This window comes from Ruegeria sp. HKCCD7296 (assembly GCF_013110775.1).
GTDB lineage: Bacteria > Pseudomonadota > Alphaproteobacteria > Rhodobacterales > Rhodobacteraceae > Ruegeria.
In genome coordinates this window covers 129,227-141,132 of record NZ_WVRF01000013.1, presented here as the reverse complement: position 1 = coordinate 141,132, position 11,906 = coordinate 129,227, and the positions used below count along the sequence as shown (strand labels likewise).

11 protein-coding genes are annotated in these 11,906 nt (G+C 51.7%); 7 read left to right on the top strand and 4 right to left on the bottom strand.

Going from position 1 to position 11,906, the window contains the following annotated elements; translation table 11 throughout:
• Positions 1–339, top strand: a 339-nt coding sequence (locus tag GS632_RS22020; protein ID WP_216601825.1) for a hypothetical protein, incomplete at its 5' end; no start/stop codon positions are given.
• Between the two features lie 11 nt (positions 340–350).
• Here the strand turns inward: GS632_RS22020 and GS632_RS16750 are convergent.
• The 3 genes from GS632_RS16750 to GS632_RS16740 form a co-directional block, all read right to left on the bottom strand.
• Complete coding sequence (locus tag GS632_RS16750; RefSeq protein ID WP_170352660.1) at positions 351–1,616, bottom strand: NAD(P)/FAD-dependent oxidoreductase; 1,266 nt, start codon at positions 1,614–1,616, stop codon at positions 351–353.
• A gap of 127 nt (positions 1,617–1,743) precedes the next feature.
• A complete protein-coding gene (locus GS632_RS16745) occupies positions 1,744–2,007 on the bottom strand; it encodes a hypothetical protein (protein ID WP_348540225.1) in 264 nt (87 codons plus the stop codon).
• Positions 2,004–3,209 carry an aromatic ring-hydroxylating dioxygenase subunit alpha gene (locus GS632_RS16740; RefSeq protein ID WP_170352661.1) on the bottom strand — a complete coding sequence of 402 codons (1,206 nt, stop codon included), beginning with the start codon at positions 3,207–3,209 and terminating at the stop codon, positions 2,004–2,006. The genes GS632_RS16745 and GS632_RS16740 overlap by 4 nt, the downstream gene beginning before the upstream one ends.
• 466 nt (positions 3,210–3,675) lie before the next feature.
• On the opposite strand from GS632_RS16740, the gene GS632_RS16735 reads away from it, so the two are divergent.
• The 5 genes from GS632_RS16735 to GS632_RS16715 all read left to right on the top strand — a co-directional run bounded on the left by GS632_RS16735 (position 3,676) and on the right by GS632_RS16715 (position 8,452).
• Positions 3,676–4,785, top strand: a complete 1,110-nt coding sequence (locus GS632_RS16735) for an extracellular solute-binding protein (protein ID WP_170352662.1) — start codon at positions 3,676–3,678, stop codon at positions 4,783–4,785.
• A gap of 88 nt (positions 4,786–4,873) precedes the next feature.
• Complete coding sequence (locus tag GS632_RS16730) at positions 4,874–6,016, top strand: ABC transporter ATP-binding protein (RefSeq protein WP_170352663.1); 1,143 nt, start codon at positions 4,874–4,876, stop codon at positions 6,014–6,016.
• A 65-nt stretch (positions 6,017–6,081) separates the two neighbouring features.
• Positions 6,082–6,975, top strand: coding sequence for an ABC transporter permease subunit (locus GS632_RS16725; RefSeq protein WP_216599185.1), 894 nt, complete (start codon positions 6,082–6,084; stop codon positions 6,973–6,975).
• Positions 6,976–7,818, top strand: a complete 843-nt coding sequence (locus GS632_RS16720) for an ABC transporter permease subunit (RefSeq protein WP_170352665.1) — start codon at positions 6,976–6,978, stop codon at positions 7,816–7,818. It begins immediately after the preceding gene.
• Position 7,819: 1 nt separating this feature from the next.
• Positions 7,820–8,452 carry a TetR/AcrR family transcriptional regulator gene (locus tag GS632_RS16715; protein WP_171722219.1) on the top strand — a complete coding sequence of 211 codons (633 nt, stop codon included), beginning with the start codon at positions 7,820–7,822 and terminating at the stop codon, positions 8,450–8,452.
• 24 nt (positions 8,453–8,476) lie between these two features.
• Here the strand turns inward: GS632_RS16715 and GS632_RS16710 are convergent, their stop codons facing one another.
• Complete coding sequence (locus GS632_RS16710) at positions 8,477–10,936, bottom strand: FAD-dependent oxidoreductase (RefSeq protein ID WP_170352667.1); 2,460 nt, start codon at positions 10,934–10,936, stop codon at positions 8,477–8,479.
• 186 nt (positions 10,937–11,122) lie between these two features.
• Between GS632_RS16710 and GS632_RS16705 the strand changes: the two genes are divergently transcribed.
• Positions 11,123–11,902 (top strand): class I SAM-dependent methyltransferase, encoded by a 780-nt coding sequence (locus GS632_RS16705; RefSeq protein ID WP_170485041.1) that lies wholly within the window; start codon positions 11,123–11,125, stop codon positions 11,900–11,902.
• The last annotated feature ends 4 nt before the right edge of the window (positions 11,903–11,906 follow it).

The following is an 11,906-nucleotide window of genomic DNA, read 5'->3' as shown; positions in this document are numbered from 1 at the left end:
TCGCGATCTGGACAATTGGAGCGTACTTTCACTCAAACCGTCTGCTTTGTCCGCACAGCAGACATAGTCGTTTTACGACACAAAGTCTGGTTCCGTTCTTTAGCGGACATCCAGGAAAACTGCTCAAGACAGAGAGTATCTGGTCCCCATCGAGCCACCCCGCTGAAACATGGTCAGCTTTTGTTCTTCAAAACTTTCAATTTCTTATCATCTTTCTGTGACCGGATAGCTTACCCTGAACTGGTCGCGGAGCATGCGAAAGATGAACTTGGCCTTGTGACTTATAGTCAAAGGTTCATTCGAAATTCTAAGACTGTTCCACTTGCTGGAGCAAGTTGATCGCCAGGTGTTCAGCGTAGCTGCGCCAACACATCTTCCGCGGCCCTTAATCCTTCTAGGTGGGCTCCGCTGACCGAGCATTGTTGGTTAGGATGTGTAGCTTCACCGGCGAAGTGCACCCGCTCAGCATGAGACTGGCGTAAGACAGCGCGTTTGTTGTGGCCTCCCGGCTTGGCTCCAGCGTAAGAACCACGCACATAGGGTTCATTTCGCCAAGCGGTAGCGTGGCCTTTGATGAAGGCTTTTCTGACTGTTGTGCCGAAAAAGCCAACCAATGTTTCGAGCGCGTGCTCTATGGCGCTTTCAGGCCCCGCGTCCTGCAAAAGTCTGGAAAAGCTTCCAGAACTTTCAAAGCTGGTAAGGCCGGTGTTTGCGATGTTGCAAAGAAAACCGCCTCCGCGGGCTACCCCGTTGGCGTCGGGTTCTAAGTGGTACGTCAACCAAGTATCGGGTTGCACTGGCAAAGCTCCGGAGCGGAAAAGGAGGCCAGCGTGATTGTAGTCTCCCATAGTGATGAGCTCGAGCGCTGAGCGTCGGTCGGATTCTAGCGGGGGATCAAAGTGGATGATGTCTTCGGCTAGGACGCCGACGGAAACTGTAACAATTACGGTTCGAGCTTTGATCTTGCCAGTGGCCGTAGTTATCTGCACCCCTTCAGTGAGAGATTTTATTTCTGTGACCGGAGTGGCCAATTTAATTGGCAGCCCCTTTGCAGTGCATGCAATTAGGTGTCCGAAGCCTTCGCGACAAAACCAATCGTCTCCGCCCTCCCAGGCACTGATGTCTCGCAGAGATGTATCCGGCAAATCTCTGGCAATCGACAAGGCAAATGTCATCGCTGCCGTGAACGACCAATGCCCTTTGTTCTGCCAAATGTCTGCCAAGGACCGGTCTGTTGGAATTCCGGTACTTGCTTCAATTTCTGCATCGATGCGCGCCGCTTCAGTGATCGCGCTATGAAGCTCGTCGACTTCGTCCCACAGAACAGCGTCATCCTCCAAGCCATATGTCACCGCGTTGTCTGGGGCTGCATAGAGATCAAGGCCGAGTGCGAGACCTGGAGCTTTCAGAGCGTTTGCATGTTCGGTATGCATCCAGTGCGCACCCATGTCGAACGGGACGCCAAAGATTTCCGTGTCCGTGTGTGTGCGCCCCCCGACGCGGTTGGATGCCTCGATGCAGACTACTGAGAGTCCCGCGGATTTGAGAGCGTGAGTAGCTGCAATTCCTGCTGCTCCGGCGCCAACGACAACGACGTCAAAGTCGTGAACTTTCAATGCTTTCGCTCCAGAAATGAGATTGGCATGAGAGATGGTTTTCGGAGTGGGTTTGCGCTTTCCTTACATTTTGAGAATTTACAAGGATTTGAGTTATCCAAGGATTTTGTCGTTTGCGCGGAAGCAGTCATTGATTGGTTCTTGAGTTTAGATTGCAAACGAATTCTGGAATTGAAACGCCCTCGTATCTAGCCAGATCGAGCGGATCTTCCGTGTCAAGCTTGCTGCATCTTCGGTAGATTTCCAGCATCTCGGCAGAAAGCTCGCCGCTCTTAAAAAAATACATCGCGGCAGCATATCTTGTGGCGCCAGAGCCAGGTTTTCCGATGGCTGTTACCAGGAACTGCGTTTGAGCTTCTGCTTCCTCCACTTTGAATATACCTTTAGTCACGATTTCGGCTCAGCGGACATCGCATCATTCAACGCGGCAACTTCATCTTCTCCAGGCGCTGATTCAGAGTTGTAGATTGGCAGAATGTTCCTGAGATGGTCATGATGAGAGCGCACGCCGTACTCGAGATCAGAAAGATAGAAGCCTTCAAACGCCTCCGAAGCCATGGCTTCGTTGGACCATATCGTGAGCTGAATATCTTCTTCCACTGTCTCTCGATCAATCCGGGCGGCAAGGTAGCGTGCCGCTCTTTGTTGGCGGTCTTCGTTCGGGTTTCGGTATGTCGCGCTCCGTAGAATGGATTTATCCGTCGTGATCGGAAACTCTTGATAAAAGAGGGTCGTCTCAGGTGTGACGGCTATGACCGCATTTGGAAAAATGCCGTAGTAAAGCCAAGTTTTGTGCAAGTGTTCTGGCAGGTGAGGCTGTGGTTTAGTGAATTTCTTGTAGTTGCGAACGGCCCACCTCCGGCCCTTTGTCGGAGTGAATTTTCCGTCAGAACGTGAGATACCATCGACATATGGTTCGTCTGAATAGGTCGAGCCATACAGATCCTGAAGGGCAGGGTGCGCGAGCGGGACATGATACCCTTCGTTGTCGACATCTCTGATCGATTTCCAGTTTACAGGAGTCTCCTCGGTCCAGATTCCGTCCGTCGGGACATGTTCGGCCATTTTGTAGGCAGAGACTTCCTGTTCAATCGGGGCTAGCAGTTCGGCTACTGATGGCTGGGGTCCAGGTTTGAATCGGACGAAGACAAAACCCTGCCAGATTTCCATTTCAATCTCTTTCAGGCCAAACTCGTGCTTGTCTAGATCGGGGAACGACTCTGGACGGGCGGCGCCGCGTAGCGTTCCATCAAGATTGTAAACCCAGCCGTGAAATGGGCAGACTAGAGCGTTTGCACATTTTCCTTGCTCTTTCGAGACCAGCCGAGAACCGCGGTGACGACAAACGTTTAGAAACGCGCGGATGTCCGAGTTGCTGTCCTTCAAGATCAGGGCGCGCTCACCGCACATGTCAAAACATAGAAAATTACCGGGTTCCGGAACATCCGAAACATGGCACGCGATTTGCCAATGCGTTTTGAAAAGTTCGCTCTTCTCAAGTTCAAGAAGGGCATTGCTGTGATAGCACCAACCGGGCAACCCGCGACGGTCCCAATTGGTAGGAATTTCTGTGTTTCTTACTTCGTCGCGCATCGGAACAACCCGCATAGTTTTGGTTTGGTCAGTTTGGGTCTCAGATGGGGACAGTATCCAGGAGTGAAAATTTGGCCTTGCTGGATCCGCCACTCTTCGACTGAGTGTAGGTGTCGCTTAAATTGACTTGCTCGTCAACTTTTTCTGACTGAATGATCATTCAGAAATGTGCTGCTAGTCACGCCTGTGAGGTTTCCTTGGTCGATGGTTTTCGATTTACCTGCTCAAATCAGGTGCAAAACCAGTGATACGTAGAGATATGATCAAAATTCATTCAACCAAGCTTGACAGTGCAGATTTCAGCGGACTACCGTTTTGAATGACCAGTCAGATAAAAACATAGCGACTTGGGGGAATGGGGTGCTTGGTGATCGCGCCGGCAACGCAGGCGCGATCATTCGAGAAGACAGACTAGCAAACAAGGCAAGACAAATTCAGCCACCACTCAGGGAGAGGAAGCGAAGTTATGAACTCAATCAGGAAAATCGCCGGAATTACAGTTATAGCAGCAACTACTACTGCAGTTTCGGGATCGGCTTACGCGCAAGAGCGTGTGTTGAAGGTTACGAATTGGGGAGAATACATCGCTGAAGACACAATCGAGAACTTCGAAAAAGAATACGGTATCAAGGTGATCTATGATCCGTATGACTCTGCCGAAGCAATTGATGCCAAGCTACTCGCGGGAAACAGCGGATATGATGTGGTTAGTCATGCCGGCAGTGATACGGCTCGTCTGATTAAGGCGGGAATTGTTGCACCGTTGGATATGTCGAAGCTGGACAATATCAAGCACATCGACCCGGCAATCATGGAGCAGTTGTCAAGTGAATGGGATCCAGGCAACCAACACTTCATTCCTTATATGTGGGGAACGCACGGCGTCACATACAACGAAGAATTGGTGAAAGAGACGTATCCAGATGCCCCCATAGGCTCGATGGATATGGTTTTCGATCCTGTTCACATGAAAGAGCTGTCCAAGTGTGGAGTTTCATTCCTGGATTCCCCGGGCGACATCATTCCGATGGCTTTAGCGCATATGGGCCTGGATGCGAACTCCACAAACAAGGAAGACTATGAGAAGGTTGGGGAGATGTTGGCGGAAATCAGGCCATACATCAAAACCTTCGATAACTATGCTTATCAACGGATGCCTCAGAAAGAGTTCTGTGTCTCAACCACATGGGGCCCTGACGGTCTCCTTGCCATGTCTGGCGCAGCGGAAGCCGACACTGGTGTAGTGCTAGACTTCTTCCTGCCCGAAGGTGATCGTACAGCGCAGCTGTGGATTGATGGTTGGCTAATCCCGGAAGACGCCGCGAACAAAGAAGACGCTCATCTTTTCCTGAACTATATGATGCGCCCCGAGGTTGCGGCCAATGATAGTAACTTCACCTGGTATGCGACCGCCAACCTGACGGCCAAGCCCATGGTTGATGAGGCTGTAACCTCCAGCCCAGCCGCGTTCCCAACATCGGATCAGGTTGCCAAGATGTACACGACTGCCGTTCTTCCTCCCAAGGTCGAGCGCTTGCAGACACGTACCTGGACTGACTTTAAGGCCGGAAACTAAATCCACTCACACCGGCAAATGAAGTAGCGGACCAGACCGGTTCGCTACTGCATCCCCAGATCCCGACTGGCAGACTAAGAGGCCCAAATTGACTGTTTCCACGGCTGTCAGCCCAGAACCATGGCTCGATCAAAAAGAACAGGAACCTCTGGTCAAAATCAGAGGCGTAACCAAAAAATACGGTGCAGTGACTGCTGTCGATAACGTTGATCTGGATATCTACAAAGGAGAGTTATTCTGCCTTTTAGGCGGATCTGGATGTGGAAAGTCGACACTACTTCGAATGCTTGCTGGGTTTGAGGATTTGAACAGTGGTACAATCACTATCGACGGAGTCGATATGGCCGATGTGCCAGCTTACGAACGTCCGACCAATATGATGTTCCAAAGCTATGCGCTGTTTCCGCATATGACCGTCGAAAAAAACGTGGCTTTCGGGTTGGAGCAAGACCATGTCCCCAAGCTAGACATTGCGGACAGAGTTCACGACATCCTCAAGCTTGTTGAGTTGGAAGATTTCAAAAAGAGAAAACCTAAACAATTGTCCGGTGGGCAACGCCAGCGTGTTGCATTGGCGCGGGCCTTGGTCAAACGTCCCAAGTTGCTGCTCCTGGATGAACCTTTGGCTGCTCTGGACAAAAAACTGCGTAAGCAAACGCAGTTTGAGCTTGCCAACATTCAGGACAAGGTCGGCGTCACGTTCATCGTCGTGACTCACGATCAGGAAGAAGCAATGACCCTGTCTTCGCGAATGGCCGTTATGGACGCGGGTCGCTTCAAACAGATTGGAACTCCGACAGAGATCTACGAGTTTCCAGAATCCCGCTTTGTGGCTGACTTTATCGGATCAGCAAATATTTTTGAGGGCAGGGTGACCGAGGATGGGGTCGACCATGTTCGGGTCGAAACCGAGTTCTGCGAAGTTTATATTGATCACGGTCATTCTGTTAAGGCTGGCAGCAAGATTTGGGTTGCGCTGAGGCCCGAGAAAATTCGACTTGAGAAATCTGATACAATTGCTGAGGGCGCGAACCAGACAGCGGCCGTTATCGACGATGTTGGGTATTTGGGAGAGACATCGATCTACAAGGTAAGGCTTCCCAATGGCGAAATCTTCGACGTCACTCAGCCCAACCAGTCACGTCCGACGCATGCTGCGCAGCGATTAACCTGGGAAGACAAGGTAAATATCAGCTGGGATCCGTCTAGCGCCATGTTGCTCCACTCATGACGGATTTCACCGAGGATATGTTCGAACCGCCGCAGGTTGAACGACAACCCATGATCCGTTTAGTGATGCGGCGTATCCATAGCAGATGGCGTCAGATCGTCACCGTCATACCGTTCTTCTGGTTGCTTGTATTCTTTCTGGCACCGTTCTTCATTGTCGCCAAGATAAGCTTAGCTGAACTGGCGATTGCGAGCCCGCCATTCACAAGTTTAATTGAGTGGACAGGTGACGGGATCATGACAATCCGCCTGGTCTTCGACAATTTTGTCTACATCTGGGAAGACAGCCTGTACTTTGACACTTACGTAAATTCACTCAAGATTTCAGTAACGTGTACGTTCTTGTGCCTCTTGTTTGGCTACCCTATTGCCTATGCAATTGTACGATCGGGGCCGGTTGCGAAGCCGCTCTTGTTGTTTGCAATCATTCTTCCGTTTTGGACGTCTTTCTTGTTGCGGGTCTATTCGTGGATGGGCCTGCTTGCGGATCAAGGCACGATCAACAACCTTCTGATAGCGCTGGGGGTGATCGATGAGCCGATCCGCATGCTTTACACGGAATTCGCCGTCTATATCGGGATCGTCTACACCTATATGCCGTTCATGATCCTGCCGCTGTACGCGAATATGGAGAAGCTGGACAACAGCCTGAACGAGGCGGCCGCCGACCTTGGTTCCAAACCAACGAACACTTTCTTCAAAATCACATTGCCTCTGACGATGCCTGGAATTGTCGCTGGTTCACTGCTGGTCTTTATCCCTGCGACCGGCGAGTACGTTATCCCCGATCTGTTAGGTGGCGGCAACGTGCAGATGATTGGGCGGGTTCTCTACAATGAGTTCTCTAGAAACAGCGATTGGCCAGTGGCCGCCGCAGTTGCGATTGTTCTGCTGTTCATACTGGTGCTGCCAATCATGGTTTTCCAGCACTACCAAGGCAAAGCAGCGGAGGAGCAATAGATGTACGCCAAACGCTCCCGTTTCTTAACCATCATGCTGACCTTGGGACTGGCATTCTTTTACATCCCAATGATCCTGTTGGTTATTTACTCATTCAACTACTCCAAGCTGGTACCGGTTTGGGGTGGATGGTCGTTGCGCTGGTACAAAGAGCTTTTTCAATCTGCGGAAGTCTGGAGCGCTGTTTCACTCAGTCTTCAGATTGCCGTTGTCAACGCTACTTTTGCCACGGCGCTTGGCACCTTGGCAGGTCTGGCTATGGTGCGCTTTGGACGGTTCAAGGGGCGGACCTTGTTCGGTGGCATGTTGGTCGCGCCCTTGGTGATGCCCGAGGTGATAACCGGATTGTCCTTGCTGGTTTTCTTCATCTCGCTGAACCAGCTGATCGGATGGCCTGCTGAGCGCGGTTTTGCGACGATTACGATCGCGCATATTACCTTTTCCATGGCCTATGTGGCGGTAACAATTCAGGCACGCTTAACCGGTGTGGGGCAAACACTGGAAGAAGCCGCCGCCGATCTTGGCGCAAAACCGTTCAAAGTTCTGACGGCCATAACGATCCCACAGCTGACGCCGGCACTAATTTCGGGATGGTTGCTGGCCTTCACGCTGTCTCTCGATGACTTGGTCATAGCAAGTTTTGTTACCGGCCCAGGCGCAAATACCTTGCCAATTTTGATCTTTTCGCGCATTCGACTGGGCCTCAGGCCGGACATCAACGCGCTAGCAACCATCATGATTCTTGTGATCGCTATCTGTGTCGCTATCGCAGCAATAATTATGTTCCGGCAACAGAGAGCGGATTTGTTGGACAGGCAAATGGCTGAACGAGAGGAGAGTTAAATTGGAGACGCATGAGCTTCAGAAAAAACGACGCACCGAACCTCCCGAAGTTCGTCGCTTACAGTTGATCATGGCCGCCATAGACTCGATCTCGAAACGCGGGTTTTCTGACACGACGCTTAAACACGTGACAGAAACAGCCAATCTGTCCCATGGCGTGGTGAATTATCACTTCGACAGTAAGGAAGCTTTGTATGACGCCGCGCTGGGTTTCCTTGCACAAGAACACTATGAAAATTGGCTCAAATACTATGAGGCTGCGGAACCTACAGCCGCACATCGGCTGGCTGCGATTATTCGAGCGGACTTTGACAAGAGCATTTGTACCCACAAGCGGTTGGCCGTCTGGTTTGCCTTCTGGGGGCAAGCGAAGTATCGGCCTAATTACCTGAAGATTCATAATAAATATGACAACGAAAGATATGATAGAATTTTGCACCTATGTAGTGAATTGATTGCCGACGGTGGCTACGACGATCTTGATCCAGAAAAAACAGCTCGGGCCGTAGAGGCGATGTCAGACGGGGCCTGGCTAAGTTTGATGTTGTATCCAAAAGTGGCTGATCGTCGGGAATTCAGGGATGTTTGCATGCTTTCGCTGTCGCGGTTCTTCCCAAAACACTTTCCAGTCTGAGCGAAAGCATCGAACAATATGGCTTCAGCGCTTTATTTTGTGCATGCCGGGGTCATAGAGCGGCTTTAACGAGGCTGCCGCGTCGTATTTCTCGTCTGCGATTTCGATCTGCCAATGCCCAGTTGCGACTATGTCCGCGGTCAACGGTTCGTCAATCTCGGCGAAACCAATGCCGACGGCAGCGCCGAGCGTGTGCCCATATCCGCCAACTTGAATATATCCGACTTCATTGCCGTTTAGATAAATCATCTCATTGCCGTACATGAGAGGCTCTGGGTCTTTTAGCAGGAACTGCAACATCCGGTTGTTGGGCGTGCCTTTCGCCTTGATCGTGGCGAGTGCTTCCCTGCCGATGAAGCCACCGGGTTTGTCCAATTTGATGGCAAAACCAAGCCCGGCCTCAATTGGGTTGTCCGTGTTGTCCACGTCAATTCCGAAATCACGATAAGCCTTCTCTAGCCGTAGGGAGTTGAGAGTTTGCATTCCAGCATTGCGAACACCCAGATCTCGACCTGCTTCCATAATCAGATCGTAGGTCTGAATGGCCTGAGTGGCCGGTACGTGAAGTTCCCAGCCGAGTTCGCCAACAAACGTCACGCGATAGGCCATAACTACGGCGTACCCGATGTCGATTTCACGCGCCGTCATGAAGGGAAAACCTTCGTCCGACAAATCAGCTCCGGATATTCTGCTCAATAGTTCACGCGACTTTGGGCCGTGAACGTTGATTTGGCAGCGCCCTGCGGTGATGTCTGTTATAACAACGTTCTCGTTGTCCAGGACGTGCCGTCGCATGCGCATCTCGGTATGACCCGCCGAGTTTTCTCCCACGATGACCCAGTATTTCCGATCGGATAGCCGGGTAACCGTAAGGTCTGCCTCAAACCCACCCCGTTCATTTACCCAGGCCGTGTAGACGACGCGACCGGGTTCAACATCAACGTCATTGCAGGAAAGGCGAGAGAGGAGGGCGCAGGCATCCGGTCCTTCGACGCTGAAACACGCCATTGATGTCATGTCCATTACGATGACATCCTCGCGTGCTGCCCGGTGTTCTTCAGCGTGCCATTCAAACCAATTTTGGCGATGCCAACTGTATTTCTCGACTTTGGCCTCTTCGGGCGTCGGAGCAAACCAATCAGGTTGTTCCCAACCATTTCCTTCGCCGAAAAAGGCTCCGGCCGCTTTGAGACGGTCATAGAGCATTGAACGCTTAACGTTCCTGGCCGTTTTGTAGTTCTCATTGTGGTAGTGCTGACCAAAGAGCTTTCCCAGCAACTCAGGTGTTCTGTCGCGTCGAAAGGCCGGTGTCGCCATTTCACGGGAAAAGCGATTGACGTTGATGCCGGTAACATCGATGGGCGGCAAGCCGTCCACCATCCAATGGGCCAAAACCATTCCCGTACCCGCGCCATTCAGGATGCCAAGTGAGTTCATCCCACATGCAACCCAGAGATTGCGCAGTTCAGGCGTCGAGCCAACAAGCGGCGCAAGATCAGGCGTAAAGCTCTCAGGGCCGCAGAATAGTTTTTTGACACCGTAGTTCATGGTGTCAGGCACGCGCGAATAGGCTTTCTCCAGGTCGGGCCCAACACGTTCCCAATCTGGTTCAATCTCTCCGAATTGCCATTCATCCGGGATACCATCGAGCTTCCAAGCCGCAGCGCCGGGCTCAAAAAGCCCTAACATCATCCCGCCGACTTCTTCACGGTAATAAGTGTAGGTGGAAGGGTCTTCGAGAACGGGTAGATCGCGAGGTAGGCCCGGGATACTTTCCGTTATCAGGTAGTAGTGTTCAGCCGCCTGGAGCGGTAGATTTACACCGTGTTTTGCACCAAGTTGGCGAGACCACATGCCTCCGCAGATCACAACGTTTTCGGCTGTTATAGTATGACCGTTCGCAGTGCGGACCCCGGTCGCAGTGCCGTTCCTGGCTAAAATCTCTTCAACCCGCACGCCTTCAAAGAAACGTGCGCCTCTGTTTTTGGCTCCCTTGGTCAGAGACATTGTCACGTCCACCGGGTTGGCCCGACCGTCCTCCGGAATGAGGAACGCTCCAACGACGTCTGAGAGGTCCCCTATAGGGAACATATCCTGCGCTTCTTTTACTGAGACTTCGTGGTTGTTTATCCCAAAACGCCGCATGAAGGCTGCGACGCGACGCATCTCATGCAGGCGTTCTTCATTGGTTGCAATCTGCAGATATCCAACGTCGCGGAAACCTGTGGATATACCGGTTTCCTTCTCTAGTTTCGCATAAAGGTCTCGACCGTGCGTGTAGATAGCGCACTCAGCTTCGGATTTGAGAAGGCCGGCTACTATCAGGCCGGCGGCATGCCAAGTGGTCCCTGATGTCAGTTGTCCCTGTTCCAGAACGACAACATCGGTATGGCCAAGCTTAGTCAAGTGATAGGCCGTGTTCGCGCCGATCGACCCCCCACCAATAATCACGGTTTGGGCATGCGTCGGTAGGGTGTCAGCCATTGCGAGAAAATCCTTTTAGGCGTTCTTTTCTCCGAATACCAGCCAAATCACTTGCTGTCTACTGACTGAATGATCATTCAATTATGGCTGAATCTATGACCTGCGATTTCGCGATAAAGCTTGTCTGAGATGAGATAAAAGGTTTCACTGCAGTGACTGACTGACAATCAGATGCGGGGGAATCCTATGTCAGACGAGATCCTATATGACCAACAGGCAATCAGCTTTCTGGAAGAGCTCTGGGGAGAGGGGTTTCTTTCACCGGGAGGCCCTGAAGAAGTTGCGCGTGTTGTTAAAGGGATTGATCTGAAAGATAAGCATATCCTTGATATCGGATGCGGATCTGGGGCCATTGCAGTGTTGATGGCACGGGAGTTCGGCGCCGCTAGAGTTACGGGGATTGATGTAGAGGCCCCAGTTTGCGCGGCTGCGAGAGAGCGAGCTAAGCAGGCAGGCTTGGAGGAGAAGGTCGAAATCATACGGGTCACTCCAGGTCCAATGCCATTCGAAGATGGTGCTTTTGACGTAGTGTTTTCGAAAGACTCGATAATCCATATCCCCGACAAAGTAACGATGGCTGCGGAAGCTTTTCGTGTGCTCAAACCAGGCGGTCATTTCGCTGCTTCTGACTGGCTGACCAATCATGATGGTGAGATGTCACCAGAAATGGCGCACTACGTAAAGATGGAAGCCTTAGAGTTTCAGATGGCGTCGCCCTCTAAGTACCGCGCTGCGATGGAGCTGGCTGGCTTTGAGGACGTAGAGTTAGTCAACCGCAACCCTTGGTATGCTCAGGTATCAGCTGCTGAGCTTGAGGAATTGACCGGGCCAAACCGAGCCGACTGGGAAGCTCGGCATGGTGCGGAGTTTATCGAACATCAGATCGAGATCTGGGACGCTATGCAGCCAGTGTTGAAAACCGGAGAGCATTGCCCGCATCACATCCGTGGTCGGAAACCTGCCTGATCTG

What these genes read in the sequence shown, in the direction of transcription:
- GS632_RS16740 (WP_170352661.1), bottom strand. Translation starts at nt 3,209, where the DNA reads ATGCGCGACGAAGTAAGAAACACAGAAATTCCTACCAATTGGGACCGT.
- GS632_RS16735 (WP_170352662.1), top strand. Translation starts at nt 3,676, where the DNA reads ATGAACTCAATCAGGAAAATCGCCGGAATTACAGTTATAGCAGCAACT.
- GS632_RS16725 (WP_216599185.1), top strand. Translation starts at nt 6,082, where the DNA reads ATGCGGCGTATCCATAGCAGATGGCGTCAGATCGTCACCGTCATACCG.
- GS632_RS16720 (WP_170352665.1), top strand. Translation starts at nt 6,976, where the DNA reads ATGTACGCCAAACGCTCCCGTTTCTTAACCATCATGCTGACCTTGGGA.
- GS632_RS16710 (WP_170352667.1), bottom strand. Translation starts at nt 10,936, where the DNA reads ATGGCTGACACCCTACCGACGCATGCCCAAACCGTGATTATTGGTGGG.
- GS632_RS16705 (WP_170485041.1), top strand. Translation starts at nt 11,123, where the DNA reads ATGTCAGACGAGATCCTATATGACCAACAGGCAATCAGCTTTCTGGAA.